This window comes from Variovorax sp. J22R115, assembly GCF_030317005.1.
Taxonomy (GTDB): Bacteria; Pseudomonadota; Gammaproteobacteria; order Burkholderiales; family Burkholderiaceae_C; genus Variovorax.
On the sequence record NZ_JASZYM010000017.1, the window covers coordinates 48,553 to 69,859 of the forward strand.

Consider the following 21,307-nt stretch of genomic DNA (forward strand, 5'->3'; position numbering starts at 1 on the left):
AGATTGTCGCGCGACTCGCACTTAGATTGACTCGCCACAGCCTTCATTCCAAAGTGCCAGCGACTGCTCTTTTTCTTGGTCTGATGCATCTCGGGGTCGCCCGTGTTGTCCGCATTCTTGGTCGGGCTGGGCGCCGCGATAATGGTTGCATCCACGATGGTGCCGGTGCGCATCAGAAGGCCTTGGTCGGCAAGGTGCGTGTCGATCTCATCGAACAGCGCCTTGGGGAGGTCATTGTCCAGCAGCGGGCGCCTGAACTTGAGCAGCATGGTGGTGTCGGGCACCCATTTTCCCATCTCGAAGTGTGGACCTTCTCCCCTGCCTTTTGGAGAACGGACTGCCATGCAATCGTGCTCGAAAAGCTGTCCCCAATTACAAGGACATCTGCCTTGTCGATTGGATAGTGGCACGGTAAGAATCTTCGATGATCGACTGGACACTTGTCCATCCAAACACATCCTCGGATACCCGACCGATCCGCGTCGGCTTGAACCGCCTGTTGGGCACCGACCCCCTCAGAACGCTTCGATCGCATCCGTTTCTATATTATGAACAGGCATCCCCCGTATAAGGGCCGTCCGGTTGTGTCCAGACACGAACGTGAGGTCGCCAACTTCATTTCTACTCTCACGAAATTTGGAAGCGACGTATCCATTTTTCAGAGCCCTCTCGCCGACAACGCCATTAAGCTTATCTTTTCGAACGAAGTAGGCATTGTTGCCAGCGCTGTTACAGCCTATGAAAGAATATCCTTTCCGCTCCGCCAATTTGTGAACGGCAGATATAGATGCTCCGAAATAAAGGTTGCTGTGGTGCTTCTCCGTTCTACGGAAGCCTTTGTCGTATGGAACTGTAATGGCTCTATTCGCGCCAAAAATGCTGTTGAATTCAATGACAACAATCACAGGCGATATTACAGTAAGCTCTTTCCATATCCAGTAGTCATTGCCGTCTAAATCAATGTGAAGCAGGCCGACCTCTTTATCAAATGAAGACAAAGACACTAATTCGTTAACATTGTTGCGGTCAATAAACGCGCATTTTGCGGTAAGGTCGTATTTCCAAAAGTAATCGGCATTAACTATATCAGCAATGTTGCGCTTTGATCCGTCCATTACAAACCCAGACCAATTATTGTTCATCATCAAAAATCTGGTGTTGGATTCGCGGTAATTTTCCACACCAAACTCAATAAATGTTTTATGTGGAATATCAAGGTGGTGAATCAACCACTGAATGATTCCATCATCTCCGAACTGAGAAAAAATCTTGAACTCAACATCTGCCAGCGAGTCAAGCTGGCCTGCTCGATAGCAGGCCCAAGATAGCTGCTTCCCTATCGCCAGCAACTGTATTTCGCGCATTTCCAATTGACGCCTCATCACGTCACTCAAACGAGCCAGGCTCTTTAGCTTACTGAAAAATCTCATGTTGCTCTCTCTGTGAATTGGTGCACAACGGACGAGGTGAGCCGACGCCTCAGGCGGTGCGCATCAGAAGGCCTTGGTCGGCACGGTGTGATCTCGTCGAACAGCGCCTTGGCGAGGTCATTGCCCAGCAGCAGGCGCCTGAACTTGAGCAGCATGGTGGGGGCGGGCACCGATGCGCGCGACAGTTCGAGCCCCAAGAAGCCGCGCAGTGCCTGGCTGCGTACAGGGCATCTTTCAGCGCCTCGTCGGCGAGGCAGTACTGCGCAGGCAGCATCCTAGGCACGCCCATCGGCTGATGTCTCGACCGGAATACGCAGCGCCGCGTTAGTTCCAGTGCAACGCCCGCGGCGCGGAACGTGATGATCACGGAAACAAGGGTGTCGAGCATGGCTCGTGCACCAACAGAAGCGTTGCTGCTCGAGATCATTACCGACGGCCCAGCGCGACCTCATAAGCAGCTGACGTTTCCCGTGCGCACCGGTCCCAAGAGAAAAACTGCAGCCGCCGCAGTCCAACTTGTACGAGTTGGCGTTGCCGATCCTGGTCTGACAACACGGTGTCGACCGCGTGCGCGATCGAGTCCGGGTCGTTCGGATCAAAGAATTCAGCAGCGTCACCGATGACTTCGGGTAGTGAACCAGTGTTGCTTGAGATAACAGGGCACTCGCATGACATCGCTTCCAAGGGAGGAAGACCGAATCCTTCGTAAAGTGAGGGATAGACGAAGGCTGCCGCAGCACGGTAGCACGCTGCCAGCACCGCGTCGTTGCCACCCAGATGGTGCAGACCATCCACGCGCACGCCCGCGTCGACGGCTGCTTGCCTTTCCTCTCTACTGAAGGGCCGGCCACCGAAGGCCAGGATGTCATACGCTGACCGCAGTGCCGGACGGGAGCCGACAGCGCGCAATAGGGCTCGGAAATTCTTGTAGCCATGGCGCTGCCCCACATACAACAGGAACGGCCGGCCCGTACCCGTCCCAACGGTGCAATTCGGGTACGGCAGTGGGTCGACGCCGAGGTAAACGACGTTCACCTTGTCCGGCGACACGTCGAACAAGTCGCACAGATCATTTTTCGCTGAGTTCGAAATTGCGATCAAGTGATCGGCCCTGCGGATCGCACTCTTCTTACGCCGTGTGGTCCCGTCCTGCAGACGGAAGCACTCGGGCATCCGTTCGTGGATCATGTCGTACACAGTGACCACCACCTTGGTGCCGCCCAAGTTCACGGGGCGATCTGTGTAGTAGGTCTCGTGCACGAGGTCGGGTCGCCAAGTTTGGCGGTTCTGCATTTTGAGTATTGTTCGATTTGCCGCAAGCAGCAAAGGGGCTGCTTCAGGCGGGAAAAACGGCAGGCGGATGCTGCCGCGCTGGGCAGCAAAATCATCCAGAAACTGGTTGATGTGCAATGGGGCGAAGATCCTCGTGTCGTGGCCGTGTTGTCCAAGATGCTCCGCCAGACGAACGGCATAGCGGGAAACGCCTCCGAACGACTGAATGCTGAAGGCCTGGTGATCAAAGGCGATCTTCATGACGCCCTGATCCCCGCACGTTCATGCTGGATCAGAGCTTGGAAAATGTCCGCATCTGCGATCGAGAAGCAGCAGAGGTCGAAGTAGACTGCCCCGCCGCCTGCGCCGCGGCGTTGCATCACATTGCAGACCAAGTCTTGCGCCAGGCCGCGCGTGAGGTCGGTACCCATCAGATAGTTGCCATAGTTGTCATACACAACGACCGAGCGATAACCGATACCACCCAAGCCTTCGACTGCTGCGACGGCTTCCGAGGGGTTCCAATTCCCGATGAGAGGGTCAAATTCGAAGAACAGGATCGGCATGTCCAGCGCCCCAAGCAACATGGCAAAGTCGAAACCGTTCGTGTCTGTCATGATGAGCTTGCCGGGCCCAAGATCGGCATTCTTCGCCAATATTTCCGGCACCGTGGTCGTGCGACTGGCGACCTGTTCACGCATAACCATCCGGCTTGGCATCAGATGCGCCGTGCCTCCCGTAGTCAGTACTTCGAAATCCACGTCGTCGGCCCCCGACGGACGAGGAAAGTTGGAATCACTCGGTTCGTGCCGGGCAACGGTAAAGGGTTGGCCTGCAGATATGGCAGAAACGCCGAATTGCCTTTCAAGCACAGGATGGGGCCGCTTACGATCGATCGGATTGCGAATGTTGGCGCCGATATTCAGTGTCACCATGCCTGTTTACTTGCTGTCGACCAGCCTGGCAATGACGGGCAGTTTTCGATCGTAGTTGAGAAACGCCTGCTGGTTTTCGTCCGCCTGTGGCCAAGTGGCAGCGTGATACGGCGGTGCGTCCCAACGAGACAGTACCGATGTTGCCGTTTTGCGAGCCAGCGCTTCGCGAACTTCAGAAGAATCCAGATATTCATTTGCGGTCGATTTTCGAGATGGCGAGTCCTAGGTGCCTCTCAATCAGGGGGCGATACAAGATGCCATACAGTGTGCAATGTGTGATGGCAAAGAATGCGGTGAAGACATAGACCATCGCGTCGACGCCCGTCGTTCGTGCCATAAGAAATTTCAAGGGAACGCCGACAGCAACGATGATTAGAACTGCAACGGCCTGCGGCCGGAGTATTCCCATGCCATTCATAAACATCGCAAAGCAATTAGCCATCGCCGCTACAACGGTCCACGTACCAAGGGCATAGACAAGACTGGCTGATGGGGCGACCTGACCGGCCGTCCAATACCGCAGCAAGGGAGCGCTCAAAAAGGCCAACACCACCACCGACGTGGCGGAATATGCGAGCGTCAACTGGGCTGCCGAGCCAAGCGTCTTGCGGATGAACGCCCGGTCATTGCGTGCATTGGCATCTGCGTATGCGGGCCACAGCGGGCTATTCAAGATGTTTATTGGCTGGGCAGCGAACAAGTACATGTGCTGAACCAGCGTGAAGGCGGCAACAGCGGACGCGCCCAGCGTGCTGGAGATGATCAAGCTGTCCATTCCCCACCCAAACGCAGTGCCGATCTGCAGGACGAAGAAAAGCAGACTGACGCGTAGCAACTTCGGTTTCTCAATTTTGGTTGAACGAACCAAGCCGGCAAGGCGAAACAATCCTTTGCGCCACAGTTGAATCCACAGCCACACTCCGGGCAACATGCCCCCCACCATGCTACATAGGAGCAGCACTAGCATGCCAGCGTGGTATCGCGTCGCGATGTACAACAACAAAAGCCCGACAAAGGTGCAGGGCACGCTGGTGGCGAAGACCTCAAAGCCACGCTGCAGGCCATGGTAGACCCGCAGCACGCCATTGGTGAAGATGGATGCGGCAAACAATCCTGCAAACATCAATACAGTGATGCGGATTTCATCGACCAGTGCGTCCGAGGTGGTCTTGATCAACACCTGCCACGGCAGCAGCCATGCAGCGGCGCCCAGCAACAGCAACAGCGCGAAGGCTAGGATAGCCAGCACTCCAAGTCCGCCGCTGACGGCCTGCGAAAGTTCGTTGATCCCAAGCTCGGACGCAGCACGCGCGATGCGGTTGGTCAGCCCATTGCCGACCCCCAGGTCGAGGAAGCTCAACACAGCGGCCAAGCTGGCAATGGTCATCCACGCGCCAAAACGCTCTGCGCCGAGATAGGGGACTGTCCAACTAACGGATAGCACCAAGGCGAGCATGCTGGCGGCACTGCTTGCTGCGTGCGCCAACATGGTCCACGAGGCTCGCCGGTAGCGCTCGGCCGCCCGGCCTTCCTCGGTGTCGGCAGGGAAAGGCTTTATCCGCAGATGGCGCGCGACGACGACAAGATTCACGGCTACCGCCTAGGTTGCTCATCCAGATAAGCCACCTGAGCGACGACGCTGTACTGGTGCATATCAAGGCGATTCATGCCGAGACGCGTGGCGGCTACGGCTGGCCGCGCATGTGCAAGAAATTGCTCGCGCGCGGCATCCGTGTAGACAAGGGCAGGGCGCAAAGTCTCGCGTTGGAGGCGCATCAATTGCCCCTGTGCCATCGAAGCCGGAACCATTTGAATGGTTGCCACAATGCTGCTGCAATCGGCCCCAGGTACCGCCCGATGATGGCTGGCTGCGCGCGCACGAAATTGGCATCGAAGGTACGCGATGACAACCCCGTGGCAGCGTACCAGGCGATTGGAACCGCCAGATAACGAACGCGCTGTCGCAGCTTCGCATCCCACAACAGACGAATGTTCAGCAGATGGTCGGCATGCGTGCGAAAGCGCCGCATGAAGGGTCCGTGCGTGGCAATTGCCTCGCGAGAATAAACAATCCCCTGATGGCAGACGTTGAGGACGAGGATCTGGAAGCGGTTGGGTAGAGCCCGATGACGCCCCTTCGAGCCCCAATAAACATCGGAGAAGACGGCTGCAGGCGACTCGGCCGCCACCAGGCTCAGAACTCGATGGACCGACGGCAAAAGGATGTCGTCCTTGCCCAGAAAGTAGAGATAGCGTCCCGTGCTGGCAGCAACGCCGTCGTTCATGGCCGCGTACACGCTCGGTCGCGATTCGGCGACGATGCGAGCATCCGGAAACTTCGCGGCCGTGTCGGCCACCTTGCTGCCGGGGAGCACCAGCACGATCTCCCGCATTTCTGGATCGGGAATGGCCAGACACACCGAATCCACACAGCGACGCAGTTCGAGGTCTGCGTCGAGTGCCGGGATGATGATGCTCAACAGTGGGGGAGTCACGACTGCGCTGCCAGCTCACGACGAAAGATGCCGTCGATCTGCAGCAGTTGCCCGGTCTGGGCATTGCCGAAGTTGTTCTCGACTCCGACCAGCATGTACCCCTTGCTGCGAAGGTCGGCATACAGGTCATCGAACAACGCCTGGCCCGCATAAAGTGGCGCCAACGACATCTCCAACTGAATCGTGTCGATACGCTCCAGGCTGCGAGCCGCACCCCGAAGGACTTGGGCCTCATAGCCTTGCGTATCGACCTTGAGGTAAATGTTGCGTGCACTGCCACAGGTCTTGTCGAACATGGCGTCCAGCGTCTCGATTCGGATGGTTTCCTCGCCGATGTAGCGGGAATGCGGCGCGGACTCCTCATGCAGTTTCAGCATCGCGAGAATCGAACTGCTCTCGGAGTTGCCCGCCACGTGGATCGTCTGAGTGCCCGGCATATCGCCCAAGCCCATTTGCAGCACCTGCCAGTCGACGTCTCCACGTGCTGCGCGCTCCAACTTGGCGTATGCGGCGCCGAGCGGCTCAAACGACACGATGCGCCCCCGGTATCCGAATTGTCGACGCAGCTCCAGTCCGAACTGTCCGGTATTCGCTCCAACATCCAGCACGGTGTCGATTCGATGGTGTTTGATCAGGCGCTGCCTGCGGGCGATGGGATGCGAACCCGGCTTGTAGGGCATGACGTCAATGCCAAAGCGACGAGCGAACAGCTGAGCGGACCTAAGAATCTCCATCAGCATCGATGGTCTTTCGGCGCTCTGCGTGCTGGCTGGAGTCTGGAAGTCCCAGGGCGCTGCATCATGAACGGGGCCGATGGCAACTTGCGCAACGCAAGCAGGCACCTCAAGACCACATCATCGATGAGGGACTGATGCCGTTGCCGGGGACTGAACACCGAAGCCCAGCGAGGCACAGCGGTCTCTTCGCGGTCAACGAAGTAATGCGTGAGCAAACTTTTGCCATCAGGTGAGATCAGGTTCCCGTAGTGCTCGAAGAACGCATGGATCTGTCCCAGCAGGCTGCTGGTCCAGTCGTCGCGCACGATGACCTTCCAGGCTCGTTGCATGCGCTTCACCAGTCCCGGATGTCGTCCGATCACGTTGCCGCCATGCTGGCGATACAGGAGCGTCGGCTCTTCGTCGTACACCACGACACCGAAGGCGCTCACGACCAGATAGATCCACCAATCATGAAAGCGAACCGACGCCGGTACGCCGGCCCGTTGCAAGAGCAACAGTGCGGCGCGATTGATAGCCGCCGTGCAACCAACGATGATGTTCTCGGTCAAGGCGTTGGCCATTGAGGGGCTGCGTGGCAGGGGCGGCGTTCGACCCAGCGGATGCAAGTTCTGATCGACGAACGTCTGCGCGCTTCCGTACAGCCCGGGCTCGCTGCCAAGCTGGTTGAGTCGTCCCCACGCACGCTGAAGCTTGTCAGGGAGCCAGACGTCATCCTGGTCGGCAAGCATGACCATGTCTACGTCCTTTGGAACCAGTGACAGCAAGGTGAGAAAGCTCTGTCCGAAACCTAAGTTTTGGCCGGCGATGATGGTGATCCGCGGGTCGGTCAGCGCCGCGATTTCGTCCACCGTTCTGTCGGTAGATCCATCGTCTCGTACAAGCACAGTGCCTCGCGCGGGAAGCTGTGACAAGACGGACAGCATTTGCTCTCGTACATACCGCTCGCCTTGGAAGGTCGACATGATCACGACCACGTACGGCGCATTTGCAGCAATCCCCAGGCTTCTTGTTGCTGGTGTCGAATCGAGCAGGTTATCACGGGCTACCACATCAGCCCCCAACTGTTTGTCCTGTTGCCACCGCCGGCCGGCGAGAATCGAATGCGCTGCGTAGCGCGGCGAAAAAAATCGATGCGAGCACCGATTGCGTTCCCATCAGCAGCAACGCCACGCCGGGAATGATCTGACGCATCGCCGCTTCTGGTTCCAGTGCGCCAAATCCGCTGCTGCCCCATTGCCAGGTCAGGCTTGCACACAATGCCAGACCCGCGAAGGTAGCAAGTCCGCCGCCGGCGGGCAGCAACGACCCGCTAGCCACGTGAAGTGCCCATCGATCGCGAGGGTGAATCGTGTTCAGGTGAGCCCAGTGGCGCGCAAGCACCGCACCCATCGCAAAAAGCATGGTTTGGTAGCCCAGCACCATCCCGGCGGACGCAAGCAATTGAGTGTGAATGCCGACGGGCCATCGACCCCATCCTCCCGGGTGCGCATGCGCGAGTCCTAACTGGACCAACCCCAGCAGGGCCAGCGCAGCGCCCGGGTAAAGAAACAGCCATCGCGGCGTGAATAGCAACAGAAAGCGCAGATGGCGCCAACCATCACGCCATGTGCGCAAGTGCGGCGGCCGATCGCGCCCGTCGGGAGACAAAGTGGTCGGCACCTCGGCAATGCGCAGGTGGCTCAAGGATGCCTTAACGACCATCTCGCTGGCAAACTCCATGCCTTCACAGCACAGCCCCAAGTGCAGGATCGCTTGCCGCTCAAAGCCGCGCAGACCACAGTGAAAGTCACCAATGGGTGACTTGAAGAACAACCGTCCGACAAAACTGAGCACCGGATTACCGAGGTAACGATGCAGCGGTGGCATGGCGCCGGGCAAGATCTTGCCGCGAAAGCGGTTGCCCATCACCAGCTGACTGCCGCTGCGGAGTGCAGCGACGAAGCCGTCAAGCTCGCCGAAGTCGTAACTTTGGTCGGCATCGCCCATGATGACATATTGCCCCTTTGCAGCTTCAATGCCGGCGATCAACGCCGCGCCGTAGCCACGCACGGGCACAGAGACGACGCGGGCCCCGCATGATGCGGCGAGATTCCGCGAGCCATCGGCCGAGCCATTGTCGGCAACAAGCACCTCTCCGCCGATGCCCGCGCGCGCAAGGAACGCCTTGGCCCTCGCGATGCAGGTTGGGAGCGTTCGCACCTCATTGAGGCATGGCATGAGGATAGTCAACTCAATCGGCGAGGCGTTCGCCGATGCTGAAAGATGTGCCGGACCGACGGGGGGAGCTATTACCGAATTCAGAACCGCCGCAGTCATAATTACTCTCGCCTCTAGGAAACTAGTATCCAATGAAAAGACACGCAGGCACATCCAGCTTTGGCCGGCGAGCTCTGCCTTCCTTGGTCAATTGATGTTGCGTCCATAGTCCTCCATCAGCTCTCCCCGCCGCTTGGAACATCGCCCAATCTCTTACGATATTACTATCAGCGACAGAGGCCTAAAGATTACTTCTTATCGAACAATGAACCCAAGAAGGTGCGCCTAATCTTTGTGCAGTCGAGGCTTAAGGACCCGCCTTGCGCCTTACGAAGTACAATCGGATTGAGCGCATTGTAGTACTTGTAAGCCACCTCGCCTGATCGATATACGTAAAGTCGCATATCCGAAGCTGGATAGTCGAAAAACACAAAGTCGTCGTTCAGTGTCGGAGCGCCTTTCCCCGGACCAAAGAATCGCGGACATCTTGACTCAATTTCTTTTGAAATTGCGACAGCCTCAGGCCAAATACCCGGGTATGGCGGAGCGACAATCGTCGAATCGAATATCGTGTCACAAAGCCAAAAGCCGGGCGCACCCCTGATCGTGCCGGCTGGAACGACAATCTGTACAGCAAATTTCGGTCCGAACGACTTCGCAATGATTGATCGACATTGCTCCACGGACATGACAGTCAAATGGTGTTCCGCAAGCTGAAGATTAATATCTTCGAGCACTTGTTTTGATGGGTATCCGCTATTACTACTCAGCCCCAAATAATTGGGATAAATGGTCTTTATTCTGGCGGATTGGCGAAGTAGCTTCTGAAGCAACTCTTTATTCTGACCTTCTACACCCTTCAAAAAGCTTAGATTGACCCACCGCGCATCCGACGAAAACGACGGGGCCAAAACTGAATAGGATGGTGTAGCGAGAGTGAGAAATGTTGCAGGGCCTCGATCCGACTCGGGGAGTTCCATGTGAAATGGCGAGACGCTGTTCCAATCGGTTAGCGACCAGGCTTGGAGGGGTTGCGCGGTGCTAGCGAGCCAGAATTGAACCACCAGCGCCAGCATTAACGTCGCACCTTTTAAAAATGCCGAGAGAGGTAACCTCCAAATCAAGGCAACACACACAGGCCCAACGATCACCAAGATTGCCAAATAGTATCTGCCATTTCCTGAAGTGAGAATCCATGCGATGAAGGTCGCGCAAAGGAAAGCCAACACGCGACCCATTGAATCCGGACTATTTGAAGTGCCTTTTACCCTCGTCGCCACGTAAACTAGCGAAAACACCGCAACCAATGCGAGTCGAACGTCGGGCGCTCGGATTTCTGCATAAATGTCTGCATCGGGCAGCAACATCGCGAACGGCCTTAAGAATCCGTCCATGATGTCGTCTGGCATGAATCGAATCATCATTTTAGCACTGACTGAAGAAGTGGGTAATAAGGATCTCCAAATCTGGTCCACATTTTCCAGCCCCAATATCCGTATGTCAGCAAGTAACCGGCAAGAGAACAAAGCATCAATGAAACAAGACGGCGGCCTTGCAGAGCCTTAATTTCATGGAACAACAATAGAGGCAGGGCAACTGCGATGACTATATTGCTAACCTTGAGTCCGACCGAAACTCCCGCCATGAATGCCGCTAGGAGTCCAAAATATCTCTCAGCACTTCCATTTTTCATTCGCTCGTAGCTAATTAGCGCGAGTGCGATTGCCCATATCATGGGCAAGGCCGCGAAAAAATCGTTCGCAGTCGTCGCGAATGTTGACAACACTATGGCACTGGAAAATGCCAGGAGTACGGCTCCAAAACGAAAAATTACCGCGCCCCAGGATCTTTCGGCTACCAACGTGTTCGAAATTAGCCATACCGCGGGAATTGCGATTGAACTCATGGAAATTGTCGCGATGCCCACCAATGAGCCGTGAATTCCATGACTGTAAAATTCATAGATTGGCAAGTACAAATACGGATACTGATAAGATTGCGACGCGGCAGCCCACAAATCGAGATCCAGCCGCGAGTGATGCGCCATCCAACCAAGATAGATATGATGGTTTAAGGCGTCCCAGCTAAATCCGAAATTTCCAAATTTCAGGAAAATGATGACCATCAACGCCCATGCCACCATCGTAGTAGCGATGATTTCGCATTTCTCGGATGGAGGCATGCGAAGGCCGGTTTTGGATGACATCATCTAGACTTCAGTGATTGCGGCAGGTGAATTATTCTGCCGCGAGTTCATAGAAAAAGCCGCCCGAAGGCGGCTTGGTTGATAAGAACAGACTTTTAAGTCTTACGGCATTCTGCAGGAACGTATTTCGCTGCAATCGTACCGTTCGAACCAGTTCCGTAGCTTGAACCGGCCGACTTGCAGTTCCAAGAAATCGATCCATTCGTAGGAATTGTTCCAGCCGTGAGAGCGCTGCCCGTGGGAGCACCATCAGTGGGCGTCAGGATGAGCGTCTTGCCACCGTCGATCGAGGCGTCATAGGTGATGGTGATCGCGCCAGTCGCGCCGATCGCGACCGATGCGACATTCTTAGTAGCGGCGGGCGAACTCCAACCGGACGCAAAAGCCAGACCGTTTGCCGCGTTCTCGGCGACAGCGGTCTTCGCGCTAGCAGCCAATGAGAGGCCTTCCGTAACTTTAGCGCGAACGGTGTAGTCCTGATAGGCCGGCAGCGCGACAGCAGCCAGAATACCGATGATCGCCACAACGATCATCAATTCGATGAGGGTGAAACCCTTTTGCACATTGCGTGCGATGGAACGACGGTTCATTTCAGTTACTCCAGGTTGGTTTACAGAGGGCCCGAGGTGTGCCCCCGGTGCGCTCATGTAACCGCAGCAACTGTGCCAACCTTGTTTCGTCCCTCTAGGCCGACGTTGCTGCGGATTTGTTCACGTTCCGGTTACAACGTGTGACCAAACTGTTGCCCGAGGCTGACGAGAGGTGACACTTTTGTCACTCACCGAGCAATCGTGTCACACCTCCAGCACTTCTGCCGCCTGCAGCCACCGAATATCCTGCCCCCGCGCTTCCAGCCCATCTGTGAGCCCGTCGATCTGGCTCATGATCTCGACCGTCTCAGCCGGCTTGGTATGAGTGATGTAGATAGGATAGTTCTTCCCGTCCGCAATCTGCGCCAATTCACCGGCCAGCGTCGCAGGCGAAAGATGCAAACTCCGCTGCGCCAGCGCCTGCTCCCGGTTGCTGAACGCCGTCTCGATCACCAGCATCGCCACGTCGAGTTGGTTCACCCGCTCCCAGAACGGCGCATTCCGCTCGGTATCGCCGCTGAACACCCAGTTCGGCCCGCCCTGGGCGCAGCGCACGGCATACCCGCAGGCCGGCACCGTATGCACGGCCGGCAGCACCTCGATGTGCTTGAGCTTGCGGCTGCCGATCTGCAGTTGCTGCCCGATCACCAGGTCATGGAAGCACACAAAGGGCGCTTCCCGGGTCGGGATGCTCGCGAAGTCGGGCCAGATGACGTTGTTGAACACGTGGGCTCGCAGCGCCTCGATGGTCGCGCGCAGCGCGTGCACGCGCAGCGGCCGCGTGCGGCGGCTGGCGACGGCATCGATCATCAGGGGGAGCGCGGCGACGTGGTCGAGATGCGAATGGGTGAGCACGACGTCGTCGATGTCGGCCATCTCGTCCAGGGTGAGGTCGCCGACGCCGGTGCCGGCGTCGACCAGCAGGTCGCTATCGACCAGGAAGGAGGTCGTGCGGCAGTCCTTGGCGATGGCGCCTGAGCACCCCAACACACGCACCTGCATTTTCGCGAGACCCTTCATCTGCCAGCCCGAGGGCTGGCTGTTACTTTGTTTCGAACCGGGTTGCGCCATCCCAGTCCGGATCTTTGGGCTGCAACGACATCGAGGCTAAACGCTGCGCGTATAGCAGGTAAAGGACTTTTTTGGCATCCACAGTAATGAGGGGCGAAAGCATAGCTTGACCTTGCTCCCAATCCTGTGCCCGGTAGGCCGAAAGGACTCCATTCCAGCGTTCGAGGTCCGCATACTGGCTCCGGACGGCGTCGACACGGCGGCAGACAGGGGTGAAGATCCGCGCCGTGCCCACCTTGCCCTGCACCCGCACGCAATCGAGTTCCTGCCAGACGAAGGTATGGACGAGTCGCTGCGTGGCCTCGCTCGCCACGATTTCGACGCCGTAGCGCCCCCCCAGGGCTTCGATGCGCGACGCGAGGTTGACCGCATCGCCGACGACGGTGTAGCTGCGCCGGACGGCCGAGCCCATGTCGCCCACGCTCATCACCCCGGAATTGATGCCGATGCCGATGCTGATCTCGGGCCGGCCGTTCTGGCGATGCGCTGCATTAAGCTCCCGCACGGCGGCCGCCATCTCGACGGCAGCCCGCACGGCCAGATCGGCGTGATTGGACATGTCGACGGGCGCTCCCCAGAACGCCATGACGCAGTCGCCCATGTACTTGTCGACGGTTCCACGGTGCGCGCTGATGACCTCCGTCAACCGGCTGAAAACCGCGTTCAGAAAGTCCTGCAGGTCGAGGGGCGTCATCTGCTCGGCCATCTTGGTGAAGCCGCGCATGTCGCAGAACATGACCGTGAGATCCTTGCTCTCGGCGCGCATGCTGTAGCGCTCGGGATCGGCCCGCATCTCGCTCACCAGTTCCGGCGGCACGTAGGTGCCGAACAGGTTGGCCAGGTTCCGGCTGGCGCGGGTTTCGACGAGAAAGCCCCAGCTCATGTTCAGGACGAATGCCAGTGCGACCACCGCGAGTGCGGATGCCAGCGGCAGCACGAGACCCGCCTGGATGAATAGCCATGTATTGATGCCAATGAGTGCAACGGTCGCGGCCACGGCAATGAGCACGGCGCGCGGCGCGGCGCTCAGCGACAGGCCAAAAGCCAGGATCAGGCCGGTTGCCAGCACCGTGACCAGTTCGTAGCCCAGCGCGTAATCGGGCACTACGGGCATTCGCCCGTCAAGTAAGCCGGAGACGATGTTGGCGTGCACTTCGACGCCGGGATAGGCTCCGCCTACCGGTGCGGATCGCAGATCCCCCAATCCGGGCGCCGTGGAGCCGACCAGCACCACCTTGTCCTTCAACTCGCCGGGGGGCAAGGCGCCACGGATGACGTCGACCGCGGAGATGTGCCGGAACGATCCTCCACGCGGCCCGCCGGCGCCGCGAAACGGCACGAGCGCGCTGGCGCTCGAATCCACCGGAATTCGCAGTGACTTCGTGCCGGCCTTCAGCAGCAGGGCTACGAGCGGTGGCGGACCGGCGTTCGCACCCGCCGGTGCAAATACGGGTGTGACGGTGTCCGCTCCAACGGCCAGGCGGTACACGGCAAGCCCGAGCGACTCGTAATAGCCAGGCTGCGCCTTAGTGCCGGTGTAACGCGCAATCAGGGGCACCGATCGAACGATGCCGTCCCTCTCCGCTTCGAGCAGCACGTTGAGAAATCCGGCCGCGGGCGCGGCCTCCCCCAACTGCGGGATGCTGCCGACAAAACCGTTCCAGTGCGTCGCGTAGGCGCGCCCTTCAGGGAACGCTCCGGGGAGCAGGAGCGGCGCTGGCAACACGCCGTTCGCGCGTGGCTCGACGCTCTGGGTGAAATAGAAGCCCAGCGCAACGCGTCGTCCGGCCAGCGCATCTGCGAAGGCTGCGTCATGGTCCAGCTCGGCGGTGAGGCGCTTGATTTCCTCGGCGAAGCCGATCTGGTGCTGCAGCGGTCCGTCTGCCAGCCGCCTCAGGACGTCGAGCCCTGAACTTTCATCGCGCTCGACAAACAGGATGTCGAAGCCCAGCACAGTGGCTTGCTGACGGTCCATGACCTCCGTCGTGAGGCGGGCGAGGTGGTCGCGCCGCCAGGGCCATTGGCCGAGTTGCTGGAGACTCGCATCGTCGATGTCGAGGATGACGACGCGCGAATCCATGGTGCGCGGCATGGTCGCCCGCAGACGCGCGTCGTAGATGAAATTGTCGAGTTCCTCCAGGAGCGGAAGGCGCCAGACGCCCACCACGTGCGCGACGACGAGCGCGATGGGCAGAAGGGTGACGGCAATCCGCGCCCAGCGCTGGCGCAGCGCGTTCATCGCGCCTCGCATGCGCTCATCCAGGGCGGAGGTAAAGGATCAGCTGACGACGAACTGCATCCGAGTGCCGCCGAGCTCGAGCACGTCGCCGTCTTGCAGGGCGACCGCCTCGCTGCCGAGAGGTTCGCCATTGAGGGAAGTGCCGCCGTCGATCGGCGCCACCACGTAGCCGTGCAAACGTCGGGTAACCGCAGCAACTGCCACGCCGGGCTTGCCGATGGTGGTGACGACCTTCTGCAGGGAAAGCTCGCGTCCAGCGCCGGAGCCGGACAGCACGCGGATGACCGCGACACCCGCAGTGCCGCCGCCAAGCGGTGCCTGCACCGTGGGTGCGGACGAAAGGGGAATCGGACCCGAGGGCGCTGGAGCAACGACGGTGCGTGTCGCTGTCCCGCTGTCGGCAGCGCCAGACGCCGCCACGTAGCGGACCTTGTATTTGCCGACCTCGATGACGTCGTTCTGCTCGAGCGCCTGCTTCTTGATGGCACGTCCGTTGACGTAGGTGCCATTGGTGCTGTTGAGATCTTCCAGGTAGACATCGCCGCCGATCATGTGCAGCACGGCATGCTCGCCGCTGATCGCCAGATTGTCGACCACGATGTCGTTGTACGGCCGCCGCCCGAGCGTCGTGCGGTCCTTGGCGAGCGTCACCTCCTTGATGACGACACCATCGATCGAAACGATCAATTTCGGCATGGCCGACTCCTGAATCTCATTTTTTTATTCACAGCGGGCCCTTGCGGTGGGTGGATTCCTTGAGCTTGCTATCCGGGGACTTCGGGCGTCTCGCTCCCACCTGCCCGAGCCAGGACAACCGAAATGTTATCCCGGCCGCCATTCTCGTTGGCAGTTGCAACCAAAAGTGTTGCTTTCTCCGGCAAATCGATATCTTGTAACAAAAGTGTGAAAAGCTGCGCGTCCGACACCATCTCGCTCAATCCGTCGGAACAGAGCAGGAAAAGGTCGCCAGCCTTCACGCTGTGCTCGTGCATTTCCAGTTCGACGTGGCGCTCGATGCCCAGCGCACGCGTGACCAGGTTGCGATGCGGCGACTGGACGGCCTGCTCGGGCGTGATCGCTCCTGCGTCGAGTTGCTCCTGCAGGAGTGAGTGGTCGCGTGTGAGGAGTTCGAATCTTTCGCCGCGAAGCCGATAGCAGCGGGAATCGCCGATGTGCCCGATGATCGCGCGCTGCGGACCGAAGGCGGCCAGCACCAGCGTGGTTCCCATGCCTTGGAGTTGCACGTTGGCGATGCCGGCTTCGAGGATTGCCGCATTGGCTTCGTCGGTGCCCGCCTGCAGGGCGCGGCGCACCGCCTTCGGGTTGGCGTGGGGCCCTGCGTGCGCGAGCCAGCGACCGAAACTGGCTTGCAGCAACGCGATGGCCATGCCGCTCGCGACTTCGCCGCCGTTGTAGCCGCCCATGCCATCGGCCAGCAGGACCAGCCCCAGCGAGGCGTCGAAAGCGATCGTGTCCTCGTTGTTGGCGCGCACCCTGCCCGGATCGGTGAGCGCGGCGAAATCCCAGGTCTGCACACCGGATTCAGTGGAAACGGGCGCGCCGGGATTTGCCATGACTCAATCAGTTGATATGCAGACGATCAGTGCTGGGTGCGCGCACGCTTCTGCAACCAGCGGCCCACGGCCACGACGAAGACCGCGCCGGCCATTGCGGCCGCGTAGTGCAGCCAGGGCTTCGCCACCAGCACGTCGCGCAGGATCGTATCGCTCACGATCGTCTCGCCACCCACCCAGCCGATGAGGGCGGCGCCGAGCATGACGATGATAGGGAAACGTTCCATGAGCTTGATCATGAGCGTACTGCCAAAAATCACCAACGGAATACTGATCGCAAGGCCGAGGATCAGCAGCACCATGCTGCCCTGAGCCGCCGCGGCGACCGCGATCACGTTGTCAAGGCTCATGACAAGGTCGGCCAGGAGGATGGTCCGCACCGCGGCCAGCATGCTGCCGTATTCCTTGTCTTCACCCTCGCCGTCTTCTTCTTCGCTGAGCAACTGGGTGCCGATCCACAGCAGCAGCGCGCCGCCGACGATCTGCAGGTAAGGCAGCGCCAGCAGCTTGGCCGCGACCACCGTGAGGATGATACGCAGCACCACCGCTGCGCCCGAGCCGAACAGCACCGCCGTGCGTTGCTGTTGCGGCGGCAGCGAGCGGGCCGCCATGGCGATGACCACGGCGTTGTCGCCGGACAGAATGATGTTGATCCAGACGATCTTGAGCAGGCCGATCCAGAAGTCCGCTGTTTGCAGATATTCCATGTCTCTATTCCACTGTTATAGATTGAAAAAGCGCCCGCAATCGGAATTGCGGGCGCCTTCTTCTTGTGTGGTCAGCGAGATAACGAGCTAATCAGAGAAGTGCCTTGAGGCGCTTGGCGAGCTCCGAGAAGTTGCGCGTCACCGTAAAGCCGCATTCTTCCATGATGGCGAGCTTGGCATCCGCGGTATCCGCGCCGCCGGAGATCAGCGCGCCGGCATGGCCCATGCGCTTGCCGGGAGGTGCCGTCACGCCGGCGATGAAACCGACGATCGGCTTCTTCATGTTGTCCTTGCACCAGCGGGCCGCGTCGGCTTCGTCGGGGCCGCCGATTTCGCCGATCATGATGACCGCGTCGGTGTCCGGATCGTCGTTGAACGCCTTCATCACGTCGATGTGCTTCAGGCCGTTGATCGGGTCGCCGCCGATGCCGACCGCCGACGATTGGCCGAGGCCGATCTCGGTGAGCTGCGCCACGGCTTCATAGGTCAGCGTGCCGGAGCGGCTGACCACGCCGATGCGGCCCTTGCGGTGGATGTGGCCGGGCATGATGCCGATCTTGATCTCGTCGGGCGTGATCAGGCCGGGGCAGTTCGGGCCGAGCAGCAGCGTCTTCTTGCCGCCGGCGGCTTCCTTGGCCTTCATCTTGTTGCGCACTTCGAGCATGTCGCGAACCGGGATGCCTTCGGTGATGCAGATCGCCATGTCCAGGTCGGCCTCGACGGCCTCCCAGATCGCAGCGGCAGCGCCTGCCGGCGGCACGTAGATCACCGACACGGTCGCGCCGGTCTGCGTCGCGGCTTCCTTGACGGAGCCGAAGATCGGGATGTTGAAGATCGACTCGCCGGCCTTCTTCGGGTTCACGCCCGCGACGAAGCAGTTCTTGCCGTTCGCGTATTCCTGGCACTTCTCGGTGTGGAACTGGCCGGTCTTGCCGGTGATGCCTTGCGTGATGACTTTGGTGTCTTTGTTGATATAGATCGACATGACGTTTCCTTAGGCTTTCTTGACTGCTGCCACGACCTTCTGGGCCGCTTCCGCCATGGTGTCGGCGCTGATGATCGGCAGGCCCGAATCGGCCAGCAGCTTCTTGCCTTCGACTTCGTTGGTGCCCTTCATGCGCACGACCAGCGGCACTTGCAGGTTCACGGCCTTGCAGGCTGCGATCACGCCGGTGGCGATGGTGTCGCACTTCATGATGCCGCCGAAGATGTTGACGAGGATGGCCTCGACATTCTTGTTCTTCAGCATGATCTTGAAGGCTTCGGTGACCTTCTCGGGGGTGGCACCGCCGCCCACGTCGAGGAAGTTGGCAGGCTCGCCGCCGAAGAGCTTGATGGTATCCATGGTGGCCATCGCGAGGCCGGCGCCGTTCACCAGGCAGCCGATGTTGCCGTCGAGGCTGATGTAGGCGAGATCGAACTTGCTGGCTTCGACTTCGGCCGCATCTTCCTCGTCGAGGTCGCGCAGCGCCACGATTTCGGGGTGGCGGAACAGCGCGTTGCTGTCGAAGTTGAACTTGGCGTCCAGCGCCATCACCTTGCCCTTGCTGTCACGGTTGAGCGGGTTGATCTCGACCAGCGAGGCGTCCGTCTCCATGTAGCAGGCGTAGAGCTTTTTCAGGATGTCCACGGTCTGGGCGGTGGAATCGGCCGGCATGCCGATGCCGTCGGCGATCTGCTTGGCCTGCGCATCGGTCAGTCCGTCCTTCGGGTCGGCGTAGACGGTGATGATCTTCTCGGGCGTGGAGTGGGCCACTTCCTCGATGTCCATGCCGCCTTCGCTCGAAGCGATGAAGGCCACCTTCTGGGTGGCGCGGTCGGTCACGGCCGAGACGTAGTATTCCTTCTGGATGTCGGCGCCGTCCTCGATGTAGAGGCGACGGACCTTCTGGCCTTCAGGGCCGGTCTGGTGCGTCTTGAGCTGCATGCCGAGGATGTCGCCAGCGAGTTTCTTGACGTCTTCGATCGACTTGGCGACCTTGACGCCACCGCCCTTGCCGCGGCCACCCGCGTGAATCTGGGCTTTGACAACCCAGACCGGGCCGCCGAGCTTTTGAGCGGCTTCGACCGCCTCCTGCACTGTGTACGCCGGAATGCCGCGCGGCACAGGCACGCCGAACTTGGCAAGAATTTCCTTGCCTTGGTACTCGTGAATCTTCATGAGGATGTCTCTCGGATCGAGGTTTAGAGAACGGGAGAATTTGGCTGTTGCCCACGGGCCACGGCGCCCAGAGGGCGGGGGCGGCGGACAGCAGAGGACTGTATCATGGTGCGCCGCACCAACGGCAAACCCGTCGCTGTGGTCAATACGTACTTTCTCCAGAAGCATCCCAGAGGCTCCCCGTCATGGTCAAGGTCTTCATCGATGGCGAAGCCGGCACCACCGGCCTGCAAATCCGCGAGCGGCTCCAGAAGATGCCGCAGATCGAACTCGTCAGCATCGCGCCCGACCTGCGCAAGGACATCGCCGCCAAGCGCGAACTGATGGCCGGCGTCGACCTGGTCGTGCTGTGCCTGCACGACGATGCCGCGCGCGAATCGGTCGCACTAATTGATCAGCTCGAAGGTCGCCGCCCCAAGATCATCGATGCCTCCACCGCGCACCGCACGGCTGCGGGATGGGTGTTCGGCTTCCCCGAACTCGCGGCCGGGCAGAAGGACGCCGTGGCCAAGGCCGAGCGCGTGGCCAACCCCGGCTGCTACGCCACCGGCGCCATCGCCATCGTCCGCCCGCTGGTCGATGCAGGGCTCCTGCCGCCCGACTTTCCGATCGCCCTCCCCTCCGTCAGCGGCTATTCCGGCGGCGGGCGCTCGATGATCGAGGCGTACGAAAGCGGCCAGGCGCCCCTGTTCGAGACCTATGCGCTCGGGCTCAAGCACAAGCACATCCCCGAGATCATGAAATACACCGGCCTCACGCGCCGGCCGGTTTTCATTCCCTCCGTCGGCAACTTCAAGCAGGGCATGCTGGTGCAGTTGCCTTTGCATCTGGACGACCTGCCCGACCGCCCCAAGGCCAGCGACCTGCATGACGCACTGGCCGCGCACTACGCCAGGAGCAACACGCCGGAACAGTTCGTGAAGGTGCTGCCGCCCACCGAGGACGGCAAGATCGATGCGCTGTCGCTCAACGACACCAATCAGCTCGACATTCGGGTGTTCCCGAACGAAGACCATCGCCATGCGGTCGTCATCGCCCGCCTGGACAACCTGGGCAAGGGCGCGAGCGGCGCCGCGGTGCAAAACCTCAAGCTGATGCTCGGGCTCTGAGCCCTCACTCGTCCGGGTCGTAACGCAGCACCTTTGCGACCACGGCGCCGGCGAATCCGCGGGCCAGCAGGAATCGCGTCTGCTTCGCGCGCTCCGCCGCATCCTGCGGCAGCTCGCCGAAGCGGCGGCGCCAGACGTCACGTGCACGATCGAGCTCGCTGCCCTGGAGGCTGGCGACCGCTTCGGCGACCGCCTCGGGCGCAATGCCCTTGTGCAGCAGCTCCTGGCGCACGCGTGCCGCGCCGTGGCGCGCTGAGCGCTGATGCAGGACCGACTGCACCACCCTCGCCTCGCTGATGAAATCCTTGGCAGCCAGTTCGTCGAGCGCGCGTGCCAGATCGCCCGACTGTTCCTCGTACTTTGCGAGCTTGCGTTCGAGTTCGGCACGCGAATGCTCCCGCTGGCTCAGCAGTCGCAGCGCGCGCCCCTTGAGAGATGGAGCGGCAAAGGCCATGGGGTAGGTTGAATCGCTGCGTATCGAAGCGCACCCGCCGCTGGGGACGGGTGGCGCGAGCCCGATCG

At 59.9% G+C, this 21,307-nt stretch carries 20 protein-coding genes and 3 pseudogenes; 2 read left to right on the top strand and 21 right to left on the bottom strand.

What is annotated here, in order from left to right; genetic code table 11:
- Window positions 1–38 precede the first annotated feature (38 nt).
- The 6 genes and pseudogenes from QTI04_RS26840 to QTI04_RS26865 form a co-directional block, all read right to left on the bottom strand.
- A pseudogene (locus QTI04_RS26840) lies at window positions 39–299 on the bottom strand (IS5/IS1182 family transposase); the annotation flags it as partial.
- 216 nt (window positions 300–515) lie between these two features.
- Window positions 516–1,430, bottom strand: a complete 915-nt coding sequence (locus tag QTI04_RS26845; protein ID WP_286618207.1) for a hypothetical protein — start codon at window positions 1,428–1,430, stop codon at window positions 516–518.
- Window positions 1,431–1,488: 58 nt separating this feature from the next.
- A pseudogene (locus QTI04_RS26850) lies at window positions 1,489–1,725 on the bottom strand (transposase); the annotation flags it as partial.
- A gap of 131 nt (window positions 1,726–1,856) precedes the next feature.
- Window positions 1,857–2,963, bottom strand: coding sequence for a glycosyltransferase family 1 protein (locus QTI04_RS26855; RefSeq protein ID WP_286618208.1), 1,107 nt, complete (start codon window positions 2,961–2,963; stop codon window positions 1,857–1,859).
- Window positions 2,960–3,637, bottom strand: a complete 678-nt coding sequence (locus tag QTI04_RS26860; protein WP_286618210.1) for a hypothetical protein — start codon at window positions 3,635–3,637, stop codon at window positions 2,960–2,962. The genes QTI04_RS26855 and QTI04_RS26860 overlap by 4 nt, the downstream gene beginning before the upstream one ends.
- A 190-nt stretch (window positions 3,638–3,827) precedes the next feature.
- Window positions 3,828–5,228, bottom strand: a complete 1,401-nt coding sequence (locus QTI04_RS26865; protein ID WP_286618211.1) for a lipopolysaccharide biosynthesis protein — start codon at window positions 5,226–5,228, stop codon at window positions 3,828–3,830.
- Window positions 5,229–5,263: 35 nt separating this feature from the next.
- On the opposite strand from QTI04_RS26865, the pseudogene QTI04_RS26870 reads away from it, so the two are divergent.
- Window positions 5,264–5,398 (top strand): annotated as a pseudogene (locus QTI04_RS26870) (IS3 family transposase); the annotation flags it as partial.
- Window positions 5,399–5,412: 14 nt separating this feature from the next.
- On the opposite strand, the gene QTI04_RS26875 reads toward QTI04_RS26870, so the two are convergent.
- The 14 genes from QTI04_RS26875 to sucC all read right to left on the bottom strand — a co-directional run bounded on the left by QTI04_RS26875 (window position 5,413) and on the right by sucC (window position 19,676).
- A complete protein-coding gene (locus tag QTI04_RS26875) occupies window positions 5,413–6,117 on the bottom strand; it encodes a glycosyltransferase (protein WP_286618213.1) in 705 nt (234 codons plus the stop codon).
- 11 nt (window positions 6,118–6,128) lie between these two features.
- Window positions 6,129–6,872, bottom strand: a complete 744-nt coding sequence (locus tag QTI04_RS26880) for an FkbM family methyltransferase (RefSeq protein WP_286618215.1) — start codon at window positions 6,870–6,872, stop codon at window positions 6,129–6,131.
- Entirely contained in the window at window positions 6,866–7,933 is a 1,068-nt protein-coding gene (locus tag QTI04_RS26885) for a glycosyltransferase (protein WP_286618216.1), read from the bottom strand. Before QTI04_RS26885 ends, QTI04_RS26880 begins: the two co-directional genes overlap by 7 nt.
- A complete protein-coding gene (locus tag QTI04_RS26890; protein ID WP_286618218.1) occupies window positions 7,923–9,188 on the bottom strand; it encodes a glycosyltransferase family 2 protein in 1,266 nt (421 codons plus the stop codon). The genes QTI04_RS26885 and QTI04_RS26890 overlap by 11 nt, the downstream gene beginning before the upstream one ends.
- A gap of 188 nt (window positions 9,189–9,376) precedes the next feature.
- Window positions 9,377–10,537 (bottom strand): hypothetical protein, encoded by a 1,161-nt coding sequence (locus QTI04_RS26895; RefSeq protein WP_286618219.1) that lies wholly within the window; start codon window positions 10,535–10,537, stop codon window positions 9,377–9,379.
- An 11-nt stretch (window positions 10,538–10,548) separates the two neighbouring features.
- On the bottom strand, window positions 10,549–11,337 hold the full coding sequence (locus QTI04_RS26900; RefSeq protein WP_286618221.1) for a hypothetical protein: 789 nt from the start codon (window positions 11,335–11,337) through the stop codon (window positions 10,549–10,551).
- Between the two features lie 92 nt (window positions 11,338–11,429).
- Entirely contained in the window at window positions 11,430–11,924 is a 495-nt protein-coding gene (locus QTI04_RS26905) for a pilin (protein ID WP_286618223.1), read from the bottom strand.
- Between the two features lie 204 nt (window positions 11,925–12,128).
- A complete protein-coding gene (locus QTI04_RS26910; protein WP_286618299.1) occupies window positions 12,129–12,926 on the bottom strand; it encodes an MBL fold metallo-hydrolase in 798 nt (265 codons plus the stop codon).
- 40 nt (window positions 12,927–12,966) lie between these two features.
- Window positions 12,967–15,234, bottom strand: a complete 2,268-nt coding sequence (locus QTI04_RS26915; protein WP_286618300.1) for a CHASE2 domain-containing protein — start codon at window positions 15,232–15,234, stop codon at window positions 12,967–12,969.
- 39 nt (window positions 15,235–15,273) lie between these two features.
- A complete protein-coding gene (locus QTI04_RS26920; protein ID WP_286600306.1) occupies window positions 15,274–15,930 on the bottom strand; it encodes an FHA domain-containing protein in 657 nt (218 codons plus the stop codon).
- A gap of 68 nt (window positions 15,931–15,998) precedes the next feature.
- A complete protein-coding gene (locus tag QTI04_RS26925; RefSeq protein ID WP_286618225.1) occupies window positions 15,999–16,808 on the bottom strand; it encodes a Stp1/IreP family PP2C-type Ser/Thr phosphatase in 810 nt (269 codons plus the stop codon).
- Window positions 16,809–16,834: 26 nt separating this feature from the next.
- The gene (locus tag QTI04_RS26930; RefSeq protein ID WP_286618226.1) at window positions 16,835–17,515 is read right to left on the bottom strand and encodes a TerC family protein; all 681 of its coding nucleotides are present in this window, start codon (window positions 17,513–17,515) and stop codon (window positions 16,835–16,837) included.
- 91 nt (window positions 17,516–17,606) lie between these two features.
- A complete protein-coding gene (sucD, locus tag QTI04_RS26935; RefSeq protein WP_286618227.1) occupies window positions 17,607–18,500 on the bottom strand; it encodes a succinate--CoA ligase subunit alpha in 894 nt (297 codons plus the stop codon).
- Window positions 18,501–18,509: 9 nt separating this feature from the next.
- Complete coding sequence (gene sucC, locus QTI04_RS26940; RefSeq protein ID WP_286600313.1) at window positions 18,510–19,676, bottom strand: ADP-forming succinate--CoA ligase subunit beta; 1,167 nt, start codon at window positions 19,674–19,676, stop codon at window positions 18,510–18,512.
- Window positions 19,677–19,861: 185 nt separating this feature from the next.
- On the opposite strand from sucC, the gene argC reads away from it, so the two are divergent.
- Entirely contained in the window at window positions 19,862–20,785 is a 924-nt protein-coding gene (gene argC / locus QTI04_RS26945) for an N-acetyl-gamma-glutamyl-phosphate reductase (protein WP_286618228.1), read from the top strand.
- A 4-nt stretch (window positions 20,786–20,789) separates the two neighbouring features.
- Here the strand turns inward: argC and recX are convergent, their stop codons facing one another.
- Complete coding sequence (gene recX / locus QTI04_RS26950; RefSeq protein ID WP_286618229.1) at window positions 20,790–21,239, bottom strand: recombination regulator RecX; 450 nt, start codon at window positions 21,237–21,239, stop codon at window positions 20,790–20,792.
- Window positions 21,240–21,307: the final 68 nt, after the last annotated feature.

Bases quoted from the DNA above. Each gene is read 5' to 3' on its own strand.
- QTI04_RS26845 (WP_286618207.1), bottom strand. From the start codon at position 1,430: ATGAGATTTTTCAGTAAGCTAAAGAGCCTGGCTCGTTTGAGTGACGTG.
- QTI04_RS26855 (WP_286618208.1), bottom strand. From the start codon at position 2,963: ATGAAGATCGCCTTTGATCACCAGGCCTTCAGCATTCAGTCGTTCGGA.
- QTI04_RS26860 (WP_286618210.1), bottom strand. From the start codon at position 3,637: ATGGTGACACTGAATATCGGCGCCAACATTCGCAATCCGATCGATCGT.
- QTI04_RS26880 (WP_286618215.1), bottom strand. From the start codon at position 6,872: ATGCTGATGGAGATTCTTAGGTCCGCTCAGCTGTTCGCTCGTCGCTTT.
- QTI04_RS26890 (WP_286618218.1), bottom strand. From the start codon at position 9,188: ATGACTGCGGCGGTTCTGAATTCGGTAATAGCTCCCCCCGTCGGTCCG.
- QTI04_RS26895 (WP_286618219.1), bottom strand. From the start codon at position 10,537: ATGCCAGACGACATCATGGACGGATTCTTAAGGCCGTTCGCGATGTTG.
- QTI04_RS26900 (WP_286618221.1), bottom strand. From the start codon at position 11,337: ATGATGTCATCCAAAACCGGCCTTCGCATGCCTCCATCCGAGAAATGC.
- QTI04_RS26905 (WP_286618223.1), bottom strand. From the start codon at position 11,924: ATGAACCGTCGTTCCATCGCACGCAATGTGCAAAAGGGTTTCACCCTC.
- QTI04_RS26910 (WP_286618299.1), bottom strand. From the start codon at position 12,926: ATGCAGGTGCGTGTGTTGGGGTGCTCAGGCGCCATCGCCAAGGACTGC.
- QTI04_RS26915 (WP_286618300.1), bottom strand. From the start codon at position 15,234: ATGAACGCGCTGCGCCAGCGCTGGGCGCGGATTGCCGTCACCCTTCTG.
- QTI04_RS26920 (WP_286600306.1), bottom strand. From the start codon at position 15,930: ATGCCGAAATTGATCGTTTCGATCGATGGTGTCGTCATCAAGGAGGTG.
- QTI04_RS26925 (WP_286618225.1), bottom strand. From the start codon at position 16,808: ATGGCAAATCCCGGCGCGCCCGTTTCCACTGAATCCGGTGTGCAGACC.
- QTI04_RS26930 (WP_286618226.1), bottom strand. From the start codon at position 17,515: ATGGAATATCTGCAAACAGCGGACTTCTGGATCGGCCTGCTCAAGATC.
- sucD (WP_286618227.1), bottom strand. From the start codon at position 18,500: ATGTCGATCTATATCAACAAAGACACCAAAGTCATCACGCAAGGCATC.
- sucC (WP_286600313.1), bottom strand. From the start codon at position 19,676: ATGAAGATTCACGAGTACCAAGGCAAGGAAATTCTTGCCAAGTTCGGC.
- argC (WP_286618228.1), top strand. From the start codon at position 19,862: ATGGTCAAGGTCTTCATCGATGGCGAAGCCGGCACCACCGGCCTGCAA.
- recX (WP_286618229.1), bottom strand. From the start codon at position 21,239: ATGGCCTTTGCCGCTCCATCTCTCAAGGGGCGCGCGCTGCGACTGCTG.